The following is an 18,570-nucleotide window of genomic DNA, read 5'->3' as shown; positions in this document are numbered from 1 at the left end:
CTCCTTATATCACGACCAATTCAGCGTTCAATGCACCCGCTTCACTCAAAGCTTGCAGGATAGACATCAAGTCTGTAGGCGTGGCACCTAAACTATTTACCGCATTAACTATGGTGTTAAGTTCCGTGCCTGGAGGCCAAATCACCATCTGAGCGAGATCTTCATTCACATCAAGATCCGTTTGGTTAACGACTTTCGTATCGCCATTTGCAAACGCATTAGGCTGACTAACTTGTTGTGATTCAGAAATTCGCACGGTTAAGTTACCGTGACTTACTGCTGCTTCACTCACTTTGACACTCTTGCCGATCACCACGGTGCCAGTGCGAGAGTTAAAGACAATACGAGCTGGTTTACGGCCTTCAACGACGCTCATTTCTTCAAGCATCGACATCATGACGACACGCTGCTGTGTATCTTTTGGTGCACGCATATCAATGCGCGCTTTATTGATCGCAACTGCAACGTTAGGTCCAAAAGTGTTGTTAATTTCACGCGCAATATTTTTTGCTGTAGTGAAGCTAGGCTTGCGCAGGTTTAGGGTGATTTCATCACGTTGGTTGAAATCGGTTTTGATTTCTCTCTCTAAAGTCGCACCATTCGGAACGCGACCCGCCGTTGGTGTGTTCACTTCTACTTTGGAGCCACTTCGCCCCTCTGCAGATAAGCCCCCCACAACCACGTTGCCTTGCGCAATCGCGTACACTTCGCCATCAATACCACGTAAAGGCGTTAGCAATAACGTACCACCGCGAAGGCTCTTTGCATCACCGATTGAAGACACAACCACATCCAACGTTTGTCCTGGGCCTGCCATTGGATCAACGGACGCTGTCACACTCACAGAAGCCACATTTCGTAGCTTAGGGTTCATACTGTCATCAATTTGAACCCCAAACTGACGTAGCATGTTGGTAATAGATTGAGAGGTAAATTTCACTTGGTTTCGGTCACCTTGGCCGGCTAAGCCAACCACCAAACCATAACCAACCAGTTGGTTTTCTCGAATGCCGCGAACATCGACCAAGTCCATGATCGGAATTTCCGCTTCAGCACGTGAAGTGCCTGGTAGTCCCAAGGTCAACACCAATAGGAGAGACATAAAGAAAGATTGCATTGTCTTCATTAGAAAGGTACCCATGGGCTGTTGAAGAACTGAGTTAGCCACCCGGCTGCGTTGCTGTCAGCTAGGGCTCCGCGACCTGCGTAGGTAATTCTTGCATCAGCAATTCGTTGAGAAGAAACTTGGTTACTGCGGTTAATATCATCCACACGGACGATACCGGTTAGACGAATAAACTCGTCGCCTTGATTCAGACGAAGCCATTTTTCACCGCTGATACGCAATACGCCATTAGGTAATACTTCGTGTACCGTTACCGTAATGGCACCCTGAAGCTTGTTGCCTTGTGAACTTGATGCACTGCCATCGAAGTTACGTTTGCCATCCACGCTAACCCCTAACTCATCGATAGTTTTCGTGCCTATGGTCGGAGCCACAAAGTTAATTGCTGAACTTTTACCGAACTTAGTACCCGCATTTTTACTCGATGAGGTTTCTTCTGATAATTGAACCGTTAATACATCGCCAACTCGGTAAGCACGACGATCCTGGAACAGGGTCATCGTGTATTGGTGACGATAAAGGCTACCAGATTGGGTTTCCGGCAGCGTGTAATCGAGCGTTGGTGGTGCATATTCCTCAGCATTCGGCTCAGGCGGAATAAATTCCTGACGGCCAGCACATCCCACCAGCAACACGGCGGCTACTGCCCAACTCTTAGAAAGCCATTTCATTGCTTTTTCCTTCATCATCACCAATTTCATACTTACATTGATTGCGAAACAAACTTCAGCATGTCATCTGCAGCAGAGACCACTTTCGCATTCATCTCATACGCACGTTGAGTGGTGATCATGTCGACCATCTCTTCTACTACTTGTACGTTTGACCCTTCCAGTGCACCTTGCTTGATAATGCCGGCACCATCAGCTCCTGCAATCAGCTCATCAGCTGGACCGCTGGCTTCCGTTTCACGGAATAAGTTGCCACCCATGGCCTCTAAGCCGGCTGGATTGATGAATTTTGCAAGTGTAATTTGACCAAGCTGCTGAGGTGTTGGATCGTCTGCTGTTGTTGTAGTCACGGTGCCATCAACACCCACAGAGAAAGAGACCGCATTGTCTGGGATCTGGATTTGAGGCTCTAAAGGCAGGCCCTGACTGTTCACCATTAAGCCTTCTGAGTTTCGATGGAACTGACCATTACGTGTATACATGATCTGTCCGTCCGAGTTTTCTATTTGGAAGAAACCCTGACCCATTACAGCAAGATCCAACTCTTGCGTTGTGTTTTGGGTATTACCTTGAGTGAATACTTTTTGTGTGCCAACAACGCGAACACCGCTACCTAGCTGAATACCACTTGGTAGTTCGTTAACTTGGTCTACTTGAGCGCCTGGTTGACGCTGAATGCTGTAGAAAAGATCTTCAAATACAACTCGGTCACGCTTAAAGCCTACCGTGTTTACGTTTGCTAGGTTGTTAGAAATGGCAGTCATCTTAGTGTCTTGCGCTGCCATGCCTGTTTTACTTACCCATAATGCTGAATGCATTTTTTACTCCTTGCGGGGCGAGACTTAGCTCGCCGCCATTAATTTGTTACCAGCTTTTGCTAGAGTTTCCGCCGTTTTCATCATGCGAACTTGCATTTCAAAGTTGCGCGTCAGCGACATCACACTAACCAATTCATCAATAGCAGATACGTTACTGCCCTCAATGTGCTCAGGAGAGAGTTGCACGGTTTCATCTGCCGCGAATGGCACGCCATCTACGCTGTGCAGCAAGCTATCGCTCTCTTTTTGCAGCTGATTAATTTCCGGTTTAACCAACTTCAAAGTGCCTGCCACAATTTCTGCGCCGCCACCTGGTGGGATCACTGAGACTTGACCACGCTCGCTGATTTCAATCTTTTGGTAATCCGGCACAACCAAAGGACCATTGTCACCGAGGACAGGGAACCCATTGATTGTTAGAGCGCCAAAAGTATCGACCTGAATATTGCCTGCACGGGTGTAAGCTTCGTTACCCGCTGGGGTTTCTACAGAGAGATACCCCTCCCCCATAACCGCAACGTCCAACGGACGTCCTGTTTTCACAATATCGCCAGCGTCGAAACGTGTTGAGGCAGAGTTGGTCACAACCATAGTGCGACCATCAAAACCAGGGCCTTGCATCTCTACACTACGCACACGCTCCATATCCGCTCGAAAACCCGCAGTATCAGCATTTGATAAGTTGTTTGAACGAACGTGCTGCGCTTTAAGAACTCGGCTGGCACCCGACGTTGCCGTAAATAACAAACTATCCATGCAAAACTCCCATTACACCGCGTTAAACAAAGCTTGAGTAAGCTTGTCGCTGGTAGAAATTGTCTTTGCGTTTGCTTGGTAGTTGCGTTGTGCAGTCATTAGAGCAACAAGCTCGCTGGTTAAGTCAACGTTAGAACCTTCTAATGCACCCGGAGTTAGGTCACCCATCGTACCTGAACCCGGAACACCCATAATTGGAGCACCTGAGCTAAAGCTTTGAGTCCATGATGTTCCACTCACTTTCGCTAAGCCTTGTGTGTTTGCAAAATCAGCAAGAACAACCTGACCTTGTAGCTGTGATTGGCCGTTAGTGTAAGTCGCGTAAACCATGCCGTTACCTTCAACGCGTACACCTGCAAGTTCACCTGATGTGTAACCGTTAGGGCTATTAGTACTTACGCCAAAAGCTGCACCAAATTGCGTGCTGCCTTTCAGGTTAATGTCTACACTCATCGCGTTCGCGCCTGCAGCAGGGAATGAAACATTAAACGGTGCTGTCGGTGTTGAAAGCGAGCCATCTTTACCAAACGTTACAGGCACAGTTGCTACTGGCGTCGTACCGCCATCTACTTGAACGTTCACTTCCCACGAGTTAGAAGCAGTCTTAGTAAAGTACTGAGTTACCGTGTGCGAGTTACCCAATGAGTCGTAGACTTTTGTTGTGTAAGACGAGTTAAATGAGCTTGGATCTTTTGGATTGAATGGCGTTACGGCTTTATCAATAACAGACGCGCTTGCGTCGAAGTTCGCAACAAAATCTAAGCTGTCTGTTGCTTTAGCATTCAGTGAGGAAGTCGATACCTGAATATTACCCACAGAACCTGTCATTAGGTTGTTGTTGCTATCGACACTGTAACCTTGAAGCTTTGCACCGCTGTTAGCCGTAACAAAGTTGTTCTTATCCGTTGAGAACACACCTGAACGTGTGTACAACATTTGACCCATATTATCTTTAGTAACAAAAAAGCCACCGCCATTAATAGCTAGGTCCATCGCACGGCCAGTTCCTGTGATACTGCCGTCTTTGTCGAAGTTCTGTGAAATTGACGCGACTTCCACACCACCAAGTTGCATGCCGTTATATACAGCGGAGAATTCTGTGCGGCCACCTTTAAAACCATACGTTGATGCGTTGGCAATGTTGTGACTGATTGTGTTTAGCTCTGTGTTGGTCGCGTCCAGACCACTTAGTGCGATGTTAAAACTCATAAATAGACCTCTGATTTCCGTATTTGGTTAAGCACCAAACTGAGTGATTTGATAGAAAGGAACGTTGCCAACGCCATGGACATTGACTAATGCTGCGCCACCGGTATTAGGAATGCGCACTTGCTCAACAGTGCCTGCCATCAGCACATTTGGACTTGCTTGCCCTTCTTGCACTTCTACGGCCACTGAGTATTTGCCTGGTTTAAGACCAAGTTCTTCAGGATTAATTGAAAAGTCGACGTCACCTTTGCCGTGAGCACCTAGTGGCACTTTAGTTGATTGACCAAATTCATCTTTAACAACTAACGTGACTTGGTTTGAGCTATGAGCGAGTTCGATTTTTCCGTTTTGTACGTCTTCACCAAGCTGAAATTCATCCGCATTGACGTAAACCGTTTGCCCAACAAGGCCCGCTGTTGATAGCACTTGCATGTTGTCCAGTAACACCATGCTCTGTTGCATTGTCTTAGACATATTCTCGGTACTTTGTACCTGCGAGAACTGAGCCAATTGACCAACGTATTCCGTACCATCAAGGGGATTAAGTGGGTCTTGGTTTTGAATTTGAGCCACCATCAAAGAAATAAACTCATTCTCCAATGAAGAAGCGCTGTTCATGTCTTTAGGGTTTGGTGAGATACCGTTGCTGTCTTTTGCTTTTGTATTTACTGGAGCGTCAGACGATAAAGGGGTGTATTGTGCAATACTCATTAGCTGCCCTGCCCTAATCTAAGCAGACCTTGCTGCATACTTTTTACATTGGCTAATACTTCAACATTCGTTTCGAAGCTGCGTGTTGCGGACATCATGTCTGCCATTTCAGCAACTACATCAATATCGGGGTAAAACACATAGCCTTCATCATTAGCCAGTGGGTTGTTCGGCTCAAAACGCTTCTCTGCATCTCCAGCATTTTTAACAACGTCAACAATGCGAACTTCTGCATTGGGATAAGCTCCATTTTCTGTTGTCATTTGCGTTTTTTGGTACACAGTCGCAAATACTGGCTTAAGCGCTTTATAAGCATCTTCTGGATTTGCAGATACTGCATCTGCGTTTGCTAAGTTACTGGCTACCGTATTCAGACGCACAGTTTGTGCTGTCATCGCGGAACCAGTGATCGAGTAAATATCAGTGAATGACATAATTAACGTCCCTCAATCGCTTTCGCTAAGCCATTAAATTTCATGTTGAGAAACGTCAGGCTAGTTTGAAAGTCCATGTTGTTTTGCGTGAATTTTGCTTGTTCAACACCAAGCTCTACGGTGTTGCCATTTTTGCTATTCTGGTAAGGCACCGAGTATTGGGCCTGAACCTGGAACTTTGGCACCGGTTTGTTCACACCACCTGCCGTTACTTGGTTCATTACGGTGGTGAAACTTAGGTCTTTCGCCAAATACCCAGGGGTGTCAACATTTGCTAGGTTACTGGCGAGGACTTTGGTACGCTGAACGCGAAAATTAAGTGCCTCTGGATGTACTCCTAAAGCATTTTCAAATGTGATCGCCATGCATCTTCCTTACAGTTGGCTCGAATACGCCAACATACAAACAAGATACGTGCCATAAAAAATAGCCATATATATCAATGATTTACAAACAAGGATGGAAGCCAGACTTCCGGTTCTCGGAAAGCATTAAAAACAAGAGGAAAGTGTCTACTTCCTCAACAATAATGCTGACGTTACTCGCTTTGACATCAGAACAAGCATTCGCCAACACCAATGACAAAACCCTCAGCGTTGAAGAGATAAAATCCGTTGTAGCAACGGATTTCGAACAAGAGGTGGATCGCGTAGCGCTCTCCAATCAGTGGGGGGAGTACAAACTGGACTTCGACATGTGGGTGCCCGGTTCTGCCAATCACTTGCCAGAATGTCAATCGCCTTTAGTTATCACAGGTCGTGACAACAACACGTTGCCAGTCGGTAACCTCAAGCGCTCAGTCAGCTGCGACAATATCGCATCACCATGGCGAATTAACGTTACGATAAAGTCTTCGCTGACTCTGCCTGTTTTAGTCGCGACAACCACGGTTGGCCGAAATGAAGTCGTAACGGCTAAACACATAAAGCTTGAAACCCGAACCATCTCTCGCCAAGACGATTTTTATACTCGCCCCGAGCAAGCAGTAGGCTTAGAAACCTCTCGTCGTTTGAGGGCTGGACAAGTGGTTAATCCATCCAATTTGTCGGCCCCACCTCTAATCGAGAAAGGCAATGAAGTCATAGTCATTGCGAGCAAAAATGGATTTAGTGCCAGCACAAAAGGAGTCGCCTTAGAAGATGGAGCGAAAGGGCAACAAATTGACGTGGAAAACCCAAGTTCGGGCAAGGTCATAAGAGCAGTCGTAACTGGATTAAACCAGGTTCATACTCAATTTTGATTTTTTGACTCGGGGTAACATTTTTTAATTTTGGCTCTCGTCAGTAACACTGAACTTCGAGTACAAAAAAAATATTTAATGTTTATCACATTCTAACCGCCTACTTAATTTAGAACATGATGATGAGGACCACAGCATGAAAATCGACAAAGTCGCGGGCGGTCATGTCCCACAAACAAAATTACAGCAAGCAAGCAAACAGCCTGTCGACGTCGTCGAACAGAGCAAAGTACACGAGCCTGCATTTCAAGCGAATACCGTAGCGATAGATCGCGCTCAAGCTGAAATGGCATCACTACCTGATGTTGATATGGAAAAAGTAGAACAAGTACGCAACGCATTAGCGCGTGGTGAACTTAGCCTAGATACAAAAGTGCTATCCAAGGCAATCATGCAGTTCCATACAGGTCACGAGTAATAAAACGCTAGGAAGACATCATGGCAAGCGCAGTATCGCAGCGAATTCAACAATTTGTTCGCTCTATATCTGAGGATATTAAGCTTTATCAACAACTGCTTCCTTTGCTTCAGCAGCAAAAGGTATTGTACTTAAAGTTTGATGGAGAGGCACTGAACGACAATGTTCAGAAACAAATGCCGATACTCAATAAACTCAGCCGCTCCGCCAATGACAGAAGCCAGTGTATGCGAGCGCTGGGGTTAGCGTGTAATGACGCCAGCGTAAAACGAATTTTCAATGCTTTGCCTGCCCAAATAGGTATGCAAGCTAGAAAACAATGGGCGCTATTGGAAACGTTGGTAAGTCAGTGCCAACAATACAATCAGAGCAATGGCCACAGCTCTGCGGCGTTCCATGAGTTGGTCAGTCAACTCAAACAACCTGTGCAACACACTTATGAAGATAAATCGTTCTAAACGATGTTCGTCTTGCCTACAGATTCAGTCGCCATCTCGGCTGAGTACTGTAGGCCTTTTTATTTTTATTGCCTTTCTGTCCTACCTTCCATTCACATGCCAGGCAAAACCAAATGCTGTCGATATTCAAACGCAGTATCAAGTATTAGCCCCATACAAGCCACAAATTGCCAAGCGTCTCGATTCATCCAAGCCGGTAATTAACCACATTTTCAAACAGCTTCAAAACCACTCATTACCAAATAGCCTAGCCTTAGTGCCAATGTTAGAATCTTCTTACAACCCCAAAGCCGTTTCTCACGCTAACGCCGCCGGACTTTGGCAGCTGATACCAGCCACAGCGAAACGATTCGGATTAACGATAAATACAAAACAAGACGATCGCTTTGACACAGAAGCCAGCACAACGGCCGCGCTCAAGTACCTGGCGTTTTTATACAACAAATTCGATCAAAATATGGCTCTCACTTTAGCTGCCTACAATGCCGGAGAAGGACGTGTTGCACGTGCTATTCAGCGAGCAGGAAGTCGAGATTTCCAACAACTCACGCTGCCTAACGAGACTCGCCAATATGTCAGCCGCTTCTATGCATTGGAAAAGTTGATAGATATCGGTCAGTTACAATCCTCATCATTTCAACCTTTACTCTTGTTTGCTCCAGACGCTCCTATGATTTCACAACCGCTGGTCGACTTTAGCCGACTGCCTCCGCTAGTTAATTTGTGATAAAAGCTACGACAGAGCTCAATGTCAGAGAAACGTAAAATTACAAGATCCTGTTCGGCGAATTTGAAAACTCGTGATCTCTATGCAAACGTGTGCAAAAAAGTTGAGGTAAGGTATCTCAAAGATAAGAAAGAGTAGTGGTTTACTAAAAAGCGCCCCAATTGCGCTTGGCAATTGGGTAGATATGCGTCACATTGCGTTTGCAAAAAAACATGAAAACCAATGGTCAGACCTAATAATTATTTACACACTAAATGTAAAACAGCTATTGTTTTCATAGTTCGAAACAAATCTAACATATCAAGATGACGCTTCGCTTGCGCGTCTGGAATAAGTCCGGGTTCCGGGGGGGAGTCCGGACTTTTTTATTGCTCTAAAATCTTTGCCCACAATAGAGCCAACAGAAGCTAAGTCGTAATGATGCAAACTAACTGTTTATAGTAATTCTTTAGAAATCAACTGAAGTAAAAACGTTTCGCGCTCAATGCTCATGCCTTTTTTCGGGCTTTCTGCCATCGTTTTTTCATTGTGTGCAATTGCTTCGTGTATGTTCATCCATACCGGGCGCATTCCATTTTTAACTTCGTAATCTTCATACGCCGTTTCGCCTAGCTCACGTTCGATTTTACATGTATAACAATACGACACCATGTGCATCACGTCAGCGTCATCCTTGTACCACGGACGAAACTCCTCAAAGATTCCGAAAGGCTTAATACCATGTATATTTTGGGCGCCCGTTTCTTCCTCTAATTCACGGACTAATCCAGCAATGACATCTTCACCATCATCAATACCACCGCCTGGTAGCGTGTAGTCATGGTAACGTTCTGTATAGAGCAACAGCACATCTTCACCATCAAGTACAATGGCTCGCGCTGCATTGCGCTGAAAAACAATTTTGTCATCCAAATGCTCTATGTCTGGATGAACGGTCGATTTTAAATGTCTCATCGAAAATACCACGGTCAATGTTTTGTGCGCATATTACCGAATTTCACACTTTAAATCATTGTTGTAGGCCAGGTACGTTCGAGCGCTTGTCAGGAAGTGATTGATATGACCTTCACAACAATACGCCAAGAACAGAAGTGTGACGTGCTAATCAGCAATAAATGAAAATATCTAAATTCTTATACGTCCCTCTTACTTTTAACATCGATAAGACAATAATCTCTTAAAGTTGCCTATAATCAATACAATACTCGCCCACCCCATGCGGAGATAAAGAATGAAAAAGACAAATTTAATGATGGCTATGGCTGCAACATTGGTACTGGCTGGTTGTTCAACTTACGAGGGAGCGACCCGATCAACTGAGTATACCTCCGTTGCAAATCCCGCAGCCGTATACTGTGTTCAGCAAGGTGGTGAGCTGGATACCGTGTCGGAAAACGGCGAACGTGTCACTTACTGTGTGCTGTCGGACAATGAACGCGTCGAGCAATGGGAATACTATCGCGAGAATCACAAAGAAAATGAGGGTGACAACTACTAATTATTTTTATCGATACGTCACCTTCCCTCTATCACTTAGGAGCCTTTGGGCTCCTTTTTATTTGATTTATCAAAGTGTTCTTACGTTGTTTTTACATATCTCTGACTTTACCGCACATCGACCCTATATCGAACAGTGTTCTATTCTTGACATTCCCCTGACATAACTTTCCACTTGGACAATAAAATTCCAAACACAGATCACACTAATTCACATTTCTTCCACATTTTCTGGGACAGGTGAGCAAGATGAAAACACAAATAGTAAAAGAAGCCGAGTCAGCCCCAAGCAACGTTGTTACTGAAAAATCAAAGCGCATTATTTATAAATCGAGTTTAAACGCCTTGATGATTGTCGCTATAAGTATTCTCGTTAACCTTAGTCTTCGTCTTGATTATGTCGTGTTGGGATCAAGCCTTGGCGAGCTTTCCGTTACAGAAACGCTCCAGCTTGTGATGCTTGCTATTGCATCATGGTCGTTTTTCAGCTTATCGAAACAACAGCCTCAGCTAAAGCATGCGGCTATTTTGATTGCAGGATTTTTTGCAGTACTGATTATTCGCGAAACGGACTATTGGACAGACATGATTCATCATGGCTCTTGGGTTTTCCCAGCACTTGCTGTCACCGCACTGGCTTGCGCCAAAGCTTACCAAGGTGGTAAAGGTACCATGAACGAAATGGCGACCATTTTAACGGTGCCACATATGAAGCTATTAGTTGGTGCTGTAATGCTATTATTAGTCTTCTCTCGTTTGTATGGTATGGGTAGTTTTTGGCAACAAGTGATGGACGAAAATTACATCCGTGATGTTAAAAATATCTCAGAAGAAGGTATAGAACTGCTTTGCTACTGTTTGATCGCATTAAGCGCCGTCCGCACAAAACGCGAGCTTAATGAATAGACTCTGGATCAAAGCGACGGTTCAATGCAGTCAGTATCGGATGGAAGATACTTAATGCCTTTTCCGCAGCACCTACAGATTCATCCAAGGCCGTCATTTCGACGGCCTTTTTCATTTCTTCAATATGTTGCAAAGCCTCTTTATCAAGCGGGAAAGAGAGCAATTTGTGAATAGTATCTCTTGCGATCATAAGTGGCTTTTTTCGGACAATTGATAAATCTCGGAAAAATGCGCCATGCTTGATCCCTTCTAAATAAACTCGGTAGGTTGTGAGTTCATCGAGTAGCAAGAATGTCTCCGCCATAAGCCCTTTATGTGGGTATGGCACGCTAATATGTTTGCTGATATCCAGTGGAATATTGAGGGTCACCCCCATGGATTCGCAATCGGATTTAAGTACTCGTAATAAGCCTTGCTCATCCATCAAATTCTGGATATCAATGATTCGTTCGAGGTGGTAGTCATTAGACAGCAAGATAACCTCAACCGGATGCCCCGACCATAACTCGAACAACCCACTTTTGCACAAAACTTGGGAAACATAACGCATGTTTTGAAACGTGTTCAACGACTCCGTTTCTAAGAGTATATGACGTTCAGGGAACGGATTCACAGAGTCTGTGTTTAGGGCTCTAAAATACGCGTACATCGCCTCTGCTTCAGAAACGCTTTGTCCTTGCGTTACTCCACCACAAAAAACAATCACCGTTCGCTCTATCGGTAGTGATGCAGTCCTACAAGACAAAGCTTCGACTCTGGTTATGCCCTCAGAGGTCAACCTGTTATTGACGAGGCGTTTACCTAAAACGATGACGATGTTGTCTAACTTCATTTTAAAATCTCGCGCTTAGTTGGCAGTGTTACAAAAATCTTCTTTCACTCCCGACCCACAAGCTTTAACATCTAGTTAACAACACTGTTCTAGAGACCTTTATAAAGGTTCACTGCTAAAGGAAGTCAATTATGCTGTCGATTTTCGATATATTTAAAATTGGTGTCGGGCCATCCAGCTCCCACACTAATGGTCCTATGCTTGCCGGATTCCATTTCACTCAGCTAGTTAGCGACTCTATGGCGAAAGTGCATCGGGTGCAAGTGGACCTTTATGGCTCATTGTCACTGACAGGTCGAGGGCACCATACAGACCGAGCCACGGTCCTTGGTTTGATGGGAAATAAACCTGATACCATCAAAATGAGCAGTGCCAAAAGTGCGCTACAAAATACCATAGACAATAATACGCTCATGCTCGCCGGTACACACCAGATTGAGTTTAGCTACGACCATGACATCGTCTTTCATAGCGACAACCTTCCCTTGCATGAAAATGGCATGACGATTACGGCATTAGACGCTGCTGGAGATCAAGTCGCGTTTGAAATTTATTACTCCATTGGGGGCGGATTCATCGCCACCGCCGACGAACTAGAGAACGGCACGCAACAAGATGAGGTCGCAGTACCATTTCCGTTTACATCCGCAGATGAGATGCTGGAAAAAGCCGAGACGAACGGTTTCAGCTTGGGAGGCATGATCCTCCAAAACGAACTCGCATTTCGCTCAGACGAAGAAATTAACCAAAGAGCAGAGCAAATTTGGAAAGTGATGTCGCTCTGCATGCAACGTGGCTTCGATACGGAAGGGATTTTGGAAGGTGGTCTAAATGTCACTCGTCGAGCACCAAACCTTTTGAAAAAGCTCGAAGCCAACGCTGCAGTTGAAAACGATCCGATGGAGATCATGGATTGGATCAATCTCTTCGCCTTTGCGGTTAGTGAAGAAAATGCAGCAGGAGGGCAAGTCGTCACTTCTCCAACGAATGGTGCAGCAGGGGTGATTCCGGCGGTATTGATGTACTACCATCGCTTCATCAAAGAGCTCGATGTTAAACAGCTAAAAGACTTTCTCGCAGTCGCCGGCGCTATCGGCATCTTATATAAAACTAACGCGTCAATTTCTGGTGCAGAAGTGGGGTGTCAGGGAGAAGTTGGGGTTTCTTCATCCATGGCTGCCGCTGGCTTAACAGCGCTAAGAGGGGGCAGTAACGAGCAAATTTGTATTGCTGCGGAAATTGCGATGGAGCATTCATTGGGTATGACTTGTGACCCGATTGGCGGCTTGGTTCAAGTACCTTGTATTGAAAGAAATGCCATGGGAGCAATGAAAGCGATTAATGCATCGCGTATGGCATTAAAGCGCACAAGTAAATGCTTAATTTCGTTAGATAAAGTTATCGAAACCATGTATCAGACTGGTAAAGATATGAATAAAAAATACCGTGAAACCTCTTTGGGCGGCTTAGCTGTCATTCATATGGCACCGCCATGCGAATAATGGCAAGTGGTCATTGCGCTTAGCTTCTCACCATACGCTTATCTGGTAATTATGATCTGATGATATTACATATAGAAATGCCGCGTTCTTCGCGGCATTTTCTTAACAAGAAACTATTCGATTAATCACGTCGACCACGAAGTTCAATTTTTTGAGTTGCAGCATCCGAATGGATTGTTACACCGCCATAGGCCATTTCATTGCGACCCTTCAGCGTCAATTGAGAATCTGCACGCTCTACGTCAACCTGATTTTTCGTTGCCATCGTCATATCAATCGTGCCCGTGTATGACCCATCGCCAGCAAATGCTACGTTTGTTGAGCAAACCATCAAAACAAGTGCGATTAGTTTTTTCATACATCACCTCTATTATCGTTCTTACTTTCTGTCGGTGGAAAAACTGTAACAACAGAAACGCGCTCATACGAGGAAAGCCATTATTTACCAAATGGAAATCCATGCTAATAAACTGATGTAACCAAGAATAACTTATCGTTACCTTCAATAAATCAGGGATAAGGCAGCAACTTAAATTGACCGAGCGTTGTCTTTTCTTAAGAAATTCAGCGATATGATTTGTCGACAAAAGCCAAGCGAGAGAATGTATGAGCGTTAATCTGGATATTCAAAACATTTTGGTATTAAAACGGATGTATGAGCTACGTAACGTCCGGTTAGTCGCAGAATCACTCGGTAAAACGTCAGGAGCAATCAGCAAAAATCTGACTAAGATGAAAACTCAGCTCAATGATCCGCTATTCGTTCAGACCAAAAATGGCTTTGAACCAACAGCTTTTGTGGAAGCGAACATTGCGCATTTTGAGCAAATAATCAACAGTATTGATTCCATCAAACCACAGCATTTTTCACCAGCTCATTTTGACGGTTCAATCACTATTTATGCCAACACATTGTTTTGGGAGTACTTTGGTGACAAGTTTTACTTGGAGTTACTAAAGCACGCCCCAAACGCAAAATTCTCATGTTTGCGCTGGGGTAGCGAAGCAAAAAAACGATTAATTGACGGTGAAAACGCCATTGCGATTCATTACTTTGATGAAGATCTGCCACAGTCAATTGTTCAGACCGAACTAGGGCGAGGAAAAGCGGTATTTTTTGTTCGACAAGATCATCCCGCTCAAAACTCCCAAGAACTAGAAGAATACCCTTTTATACTTTTTAAAACGCCGGGATGGAATGACTACCGATACCCAGTGTTGGAAAGGCTCAAACATATGGGTTTTAGAACCACACCTAAAGTGGAAATTGAGCATCCAGCGATGATTCAAAAAGTGCTTCTGCAAACGAATCATTTTGGCATAACGATGAGTGGACATGTTCCTAAGGGTTGCCGGAGTATCGCGCTTCCTGCTGGGCTAGAGCTTGATGTTCGCTACGTGATGAGCTGTCGTCGCTCTCAACAGCAAGCTCCGGTAAATCAGTGGTTATTAGATGTCATTAAGCATGTCGCTCAGTCCTAGACTGATGACTTGCTACTGCTAATAATAGCTAAACCACACATGCGCTCTACTCACTCGCTGAACGAACATTAAAGACTCTGTATTAACCATTGAGCAAAGGTGTTTACGTGTGATTTTTCGGATGCTCGAACCATCATATAATGTGCACCAGAACTTGGCATATGCCAATTTCCAGCCTGGACTAATACGCCCTGTTGCAGCTCATCCTCAACAAGAAAGTCTCTTACCAGCAACACGCCAAGTTGATTAATCGCAGCATGAATAGCAAGCAATGAGTGTTCAAACTCGGCGACGACTTTGCTCACCTTCCCTTGGTAACCTTGGTGTGAAAGCCACTCTTGCCAAGATTCATGATAACCGCTAGTACAGATTTTAGGCGCTTTAGCTAACTGCGAGAGGTCATTTATCGGGTTTAAATGCATAAAGCCGGGGCTTGCGACAACAATCCAGTTTTCTTGGGTTAATCGTATGGCTTCTTGCTCTTGCCAATCTCCATCTCCGTTAATAATTTCGATATCCGCAATCGCACTGGCGTTTGGAACCGTATTAGCAGTGGTCGAGATTTTAAAGGAAATGTCTGGGAATTGTCGCTGAAAATCAGCCAACCTTGGCATTAACCACTGAGAGCAAAAGCTGTGAGCGACATGTAAGTTAACTTGCGTATTCTTGGGACGAGTAAATAAATGCTGCGTCGTGGTCGACAATGTTTGAAGCACATGATTAACCACAGGCCAGTATTCTTGTGCTGAGCAGGTCAGCGTAAGGTGCGTGCCCTTGCGCTCGAATAACGTCGCATTGAGCTGTGACTCTAGCGATTTCACCTGTTGGCTTACGGCCGCACGAGTCACATTTAGCTCCTCTGCGGCTTTTGTAAAACTCTGTAGTCGCGCCGTGGCTTCAAAAGCTCGGAGCAAATTGAGCGGCGGTAAACTTTGCATATCATTCTCCCAGACATTTAGCTGTCATGCTATGAACTGGTGATGACAAATTGATGAAGGTGCTGAGTTTACGTATGTTGAGCATATGTCAAAGCGTCCCGATATAACTATGTTTCTACACAACTACTTAGTTTGTTAAGCGGGATCAAAAAAGCCAGCGTGATACACGCTGGCTTTTGGAACTTTATCTTAAGCAGGAATTATTCTGCTTTTTCAGTTGTTTGGTATTCAAACGCAGGAACAACCACTTCAACACGACGGTTCATTTGACGACCTTGACGTGTCTCGTTGCTTGCCACTGGGTTAGCTTCACCCATGCCTTTCACTGTCATACGCTCAGCCGCAATACCTTTTGCTTGGAACTCGTCAGCAACGGCTTTCGCACGTTTTTCTGTGAGTTGTTTGTTGTAAGCAGCAGAACCTGTCGTATCGCTGTAACCCGTGATCTCAACTTGAGCTTGTGGGTAAGTATTCATCAAATCAACGGTACCAGAAAGGTTCGACGTGTCTTTCACTTCTGCACTTTCTAAGTCGAATTGTACTGTCGCTGTTGTTTGAGCAGGGTAAACGTGATCTACAATGCGTGTTGCAGGACGTGCTTCTACCACCTCTTCAACGGCTTTTTCTTGAACGACTGGCTCAGAACCAAACTTGTAGTTGAAACCGATACCGAAGAAATCTGAATCCATGTCTTCAATTACATCATCAGACATATCTTGGTAGCGTTGGTATTCAGCACGTAGGCTCAAGTTGTAGTTGATTTGGTATTCAGCACCCAGAGAGCCAGTTGGTACGAAATCTTTCTCGTCACCAGCCATCATGTATGCAGCACCAACTTTCGCGAATAGATTCCAAGAATCCGTTAGCGGTAGGTTAAATTTAGGAGCAAGCGTCAACGCCCAAAGATCACCATCAACGGTGTTTAGGCCTGGCTTTTTGAAGTTTGCAGTGAAGTCACCAAGGTAATCAACACCATACTCTGCTGCAACGTACTTGTTGAAGCTGTAGCCTAAGTGCATAGATGCTGCAAAACTGTCGTCGTCACAAGGTTCGTTTAGGTAACACGCATCGTTTAGAGAGTTGTAACCTATTTTACCGCCCATGTAAGTGTCAGCAAGTGCAACGTTTGAGATCACACCACCAGCAAGTACAGTAGCCACTGCTATAGCGATTTTTTTCATTATTCTTTTCCTTTTTCTTGTACACAAAGCAACACATCGCGGCAGCATACTGCCGTAAAATATGAAGCCGTAACTTTCTCTTTTCTTCGAATAGAAATAGCTAAATAGCGTAGGAAAGAATCAAAAATGATATTCAAACGCCAATGACGTAAAACGGAAAAAGGTAACCTCAAGACCATCTATTCATGAGCTTCATCCGCATACCCAACCGAAAAATAAAGTTCGTTGCGTTGGTTTAGCCATAGTCAATTCGTTGCGGAGAATATCACAAAGAAGCCAACTTTCTGTGACGCAAATCACCATAAAAGGCCACTTTCTCAAATTTAAGAATCATCATTTAAGCTTGTGAATGGCAACAAATTTTTACAGGGGAGCGTGGTTCTGGAGAGCACAAAAAAACAGCTCATTTAAATGAGCTGTTTTCGAAATAATGAAAAAGCGTTAACTCGTCGAGCTAAATTTTATCCGCTACGGTTAACGTTGCAGCTAATACATCTTGCCCAAACAAAACACTACGCTCAGGAGACCAACCGTAAAGTGGATCTGGGTGATTGTTGTTATCTTTAAATGGCATTTCGATTGTGTAAGACAAGCATTTGAACTGCTCTGCAACCCAATTTGAACCGACCGTCAAATTCGCTTTACCAGGCTCATCTTTATCGTAACCAATCTCATCTTGGAACTCTGGCGTAATAGTCAGTAACGCTTGCTTAAATGATGTCTCTAAAGCGGCAAGATTTTCATCGTAAGAAGGAATACCTTCTGAGCCAGCGACGAAGTTATACGGAATCGCTTCATCGCCATGAATATCTAAAAACATGTCAACACCCGTTTCCAGCATGCGCTGACGCACAAGGTAGACTTCTGGGCTCTTTTCCATTGATGGCGTTTGCCATTCACGATTTAGGTTTACGCCTACTGCGTTGGTACGCAAGTGACCGCGAATACCACCGTCTGGGTTCATGTTTGGTACGACGTAAAGCACCGCTTTTTCAAGCAATGCACGCGCAACCATGTCGTTTTCATCTAACAGACGTTGGATCATACCTTCCATGAACCATTCCGCCATGGTCTCACCTGGGTGCTGACGTGCAATCATCCAGATTTTCTTTTTGCCTTCTTCTGGCTCACCGAAAGTAAGCAAGCTCATGTCATTGCCATCTAGCGTATGACCAAGCGTCTCTAGTTGGCAGTGGTGCGCGCTTTGTGCCATGTGTAACAAGTCTAAATGACGATCGTACGTGTATGGCGCAAAGTACGCGAAGTAAATTGAGCTGCGCTCAGGGATTACAGTGAAAGTCAGCGTGTCGCCATCGAACTCTGCCGGTACTCGGAACCATTCTTCACGATCGTAAGACGCAACCACATCGTAACCTTGCCATCCTTCTGGATAAGCCGATTTAGCCAAATCAAGCAATTTGATGGTGTGTGATTGCTCGGCTTCTGTCTCAAGACGGAAGTGGAACCACTGGTAGAATTCCGACATATTGTCGTTAGGAATTTTGAGTTGGATGTCGTTTTTGTCGTCCGCTTTCACTACGTGAATGCTGCCGCTATCGAAGTTGCTGAATACTTTCATTTTATGACTCACCTTTTAAATCTGAGCTTGAAAGACAGAGGCTAACACAAGGCTTCATCGCGCCCCAATGACTTTCACTGCAAAC

At 44.7% G+C, this 18,570-nt stretch carries 22 protein-coding genes; 8 read left to right on the top strand and 14 right to left on the bottom strand.

What is annotated here, in order from left to right; genetic code table 11:
- Window positions 1-4: 4 nt before the first annotated feature.
- From R7Q47_RS08385 to flgB, 8 genes are read right to left on the bottom strand one after another with little or no spacing between them, the layout of a single operon-like run.
- Entirely contained in the window at window positions 5-1,141 is a 1,137-nt protein-coding gene (locus R7Q47_RS08385; protein WP_086026720.1) for a flagellar basal body P-ring protein FlgI, read from the bottom strand.
- Window positions 1,126-1,797, bottom strand: a complete 672-nt coding sequence (gene flgH, locus R7Q47_RS08380) for a flagellar basal body L-ring protein FlgH (RefSeq protein WP_017635111.1) — start codon at window positions 1,795-1,797, stop codon at window positions 1,126-1,128. The genes R7Q47_RS08385 and flgH overlap by 16 nt, the downstream gene beginning before the upstream one ends.
- Window positions 1,798-1,829: 32 nt before the next feature.
- Window positions 1,830-2,615, bottom strand: a complete 786-nt coding sequence (gene flgG / locus R7Q47_RS08375) for a flagellar basal-body rod protein FlgG (protein ID WP_005374008.1) — start codon at window positions 2,613-2,615, stop codon at window positions 1,830-1,832.
- Between the two features lie 24 nt (window positions 2,616-2,639).
- Complete coding sequence (gene flgF, locus R7Q47_RS08370; protein WP_005374009.1) at window positions 2,640-3,371, bottom strand: flagellar basal-body rod protein FlgF; 732 nt, start codon at window positions 3,369-3,371, stop codon at window positions 2,640-2,642.
- Between the two features lie 12 nt (window positions 3,372-3,383).
- Entirely contained in the window at window positions 3,384-4,580 is a 1,197-nt protein-coding gene (gene flgE, locus R7Q47_RS08365; protein WP_137282833.1) for a flagellar hook protein FlgE, read from the bottom strand.
- A 27-nt stretch (window positions 4,581-4,607) separates the two neighbouring features.
- Window positions 4,608-5,291, bottom strand: a complete 684-nt coding sequence (flgD, locus tag R7Q47_RS08360; RefSeq protein ID WP_005384410.1) for a flagellar hook assembly protein FlgD — start codon at window positions 5,289-5,291, stop codon at window positions 4,608-4,610.
- Entirely contained in the window at window positions 5,291-5,725 is a 435-nt protein-coding gene (gene flgC, locus R7Q47_RS08355) for a flagellar basal body rod protein FlgC (protein ID WP_005374012.1), read from the bottom strand. The genes flgD and flgC overlap by 1 nt, the downstream gene beginning before the upstream one ends.
- A gap of 2 nt (window positions 5,726-5,727) precedes the next feature.
- Window positions 5,728-6,090 (bottom strand): flagellar basal body rod protein FlgB, encoded by a 363-nt coding sequence (flgB, locus tag R7Q47_RS08350; protein WP_005374013.1) that lies wholly within the window; start codon window positions 6,088-6,090, stop codon window positions 5,728-5,730.
- A 77-nt stretch (window positions 6,091-6,167) separates the two neighbouring features.
- On the opposite strand from flgB, the gene flgA reads away from it, so the two are divergent.
- The 4 genes from flgA (at window position 6,168) to R7Q47_RS08330 (ending at window position 8,568) form a co-directional block, all read left to right on the top strand.
- Window positions 6,168-6,965, top strand: coding sequence for a flagellar basal body P-ring formation chaperone FlgA (gene flgA / locus R7Q47_RS08345; RefSeq protein ID WP_213886208.1), 798 nt, complete (start codon window positions 6,168-6,170; stop codon window positions 6,963-6,965).
- 136 nt (window positions 6,966-7,101) lie between these two features.
- Complete coding sequence (gene flgM / locus R7Q47_RS08340; protein WP_005374016.1) at window positions 7,102-7,383, top strand: flagellar biosynthesis anti-sigma factor FlgM; 282 nt, start codon at window positions 7,102-7,104, stop codon at window positions 7,381-7,383.
- A gap of 20 nt (window positions 7,384-7,403) precedes the next feature.
- A complete protein-coding gene (flgN, locus tag R7Q47_RS08335) occupies window positions 7,404-7,841 on the top strand; it encodes a flagellar export chaperone FlgN (protein ID WP_005374018.1) in 438 nt (145 codons plus the stop codon).
- Window positions 7,822-8,568 (top strand): lytic transglycosylase domain-containing protein, encoded by a 747-nt coding sequence (locus tag R7Q47_RS08330; protein WP_042523341.1) that lies wholly within the window; start codon window positions 7,822-7,824, stop codon window positions 8,566-8,568. Before flgN ends, R7Q47_RS08330 begins: the two co-directional genes overlap by 20 nt.
- A gap of 435 nt (window positions 8,569-9,003) precedes the next feature.
- Here the strand turns inward: R7Q47_RS08330 and R7Q47_RS08325 are convergent, their stop codons facing one another.
- Complete coding sequence (locus R7Q47_RS08325) at window positions 9,004-9,522, bottom strand: NUDIX hydrolase (protein ID WP_005374021.1); 519 nt, start codon at window positions 9,520-9,522, stop codon at window positions 9,004-9,006.
- A gap of 277 nt (window positions 9,523-9,799) precedes the next feature.
- Between R7Q47_RS08325 and R7Q47_RS08320 the strand changes: the two genes are divergently transcribed.
- Together R7Q47_RS08320 and R7Q47_RS08315 are read left to right on the top strand one after the other, a co-directional pair.
- A complete protein-coding gene (locus R7Q47_RS08320) occupies window positions 9,800-10,066 on the top strand; it encodes a DUF333 domain-containing protein (protein WP_005374023.1) in 267 nt (88 codons plus the stop codon).
- A gap of 248 nt (window positions 10,067-10,314) precedes the next feature.
- Window positions 10,315-10,971 carry a hypothetical protein gene (locus R7Q47_RS08315; protein WP_005374025.1) on the top strand — a complete coding sequence of 219 codons (657 nt, stop codon included), beginning with the start codon at window positions 10,315-10,317 and terminating at the stop codon, window positions 10,969-10,971.
- Here R7Q47_RS08315 and R7Q47_RS08310 read toward each other — a convergent pair.
- Complete coding sequence (locus R7Q47_RS08310) at window positions 10,961-11,803, bottom strand: YdcF family protein (RefSeq protein ID WP_318088918.1); 843 nt, start codon at window positions 11,801-11,803, stop codon at window positions 10,961-10,963. The genes R7Q47_RS08315 and R7Q47_RS08310 overlap by 11 nt on opposite strands.
- Before the next feature lie 131 nt (window positions 11,804-11,934).
- Between R7Q47_RS08310 and R7Q47_RS08305 the strand changes: the two genes are divergently transcribed.
- Window positions 11,935-13,305 (top strand): L-serine ammonia-lyase, encoded by a 1,371-nt coding sequence (locus R7Q47_RS08305; RefSeq protein WP_017819764.1) that lies wholly within the window; start codon window positions 11,935-11,937, stop codon window positions 13,303-13,305.
- A 121-nt stretch (window positions 13,306-13,426) separates the two neighbouring features.
- Here the strand turns inward: R7Q47_RS08305 and R7Q47_RS08300 are convergent, their stop codons facing one another.
- Window positions 13,427-13,663, bottom strand: a complete 237-nt coding sequence (locus tag R7Q47_RS08300) for a hypothetical protein (RefSeq protein WP_005374030.1) — start codon at window positions 13,661-13,663, stop codon at window positions 13,427-13,429.
- 248 nt (window positions 13,664-13,911) lie between these two features.
- Between R7Q47_RS08300 and R7Q47_RS08295 the strand changes: the two genes are divergently transcribed.
- Window positions 13,912-14,787 (top strand): LysR family transcriptional regulator, encoded by an 876-nt coding sequence (locus R7Q47_RS08295; protein WP_005384388.1) that lies wholly within the window; start codon window positions 13,912-13,914, stop codon window positions 14,785-14,787.
- Window positions 14,788-14,855: 68 nt separating this feature from the next.
- On the opposite strand, the gene R7Q47_RS08290 is transcribed toward R7Q47_RS08295, so the two are convergent.
- The 3 genes from R7Q47_RS08290 to R7Q47_RS08280 all read right to left on the bottom strand — a co-directional run bounded on the left by R7Q47_RS08290 (window position 14,856) and on the right by R7Q47_RS08280 (window position 18,485).
- A complete protein-coding gene (locus R7Q47_RS08290) occupies window positions 14,856-15,725 on the bottom strand; it encodes a LysR substrate-binding domain-containing protein (RefSeq protein ID WP_064369425.1) in 870 nt (289 codons plus the stop codon).
- A gap of 200 nt (window positions 15,726-15,925) precedes the next feature.
- Window positions 15,926-16,906 (bottom strand): OmpA family protein, encoded by a 981-nt coding sequence (locus R7Q47_RS08285; RefSeq protein WP_318088917.1) that lies wholly within the window; start codon window positions 16,904-16,906, stop codon window positions 15,926-15,928.
- Window positions 16,907-17,360: 454 nt separating this feature from the next.
- Complete coding sequence (locus R7Q47_RS08280; RefSeq protein WP_262688919.1) at window positions 17,361-18,485, bottom strand: M14-type cytosolic carboxypeptidase; 1,125 nt, start codon at window positions 18,483-18,485, stop codon at window positions 17,361-17,363.
- Window positions 18,486-18,570 lie beyond the last annotated feature (85 nt).

The organism is Vibrio sp. Vb0349 (assembly GCF_033338975.1).
The sequence above is the reverse complement of the archived record's forward strand: the minus strand, read 5'-3'. Positions and strand labels throughout refer to the sequence as shown.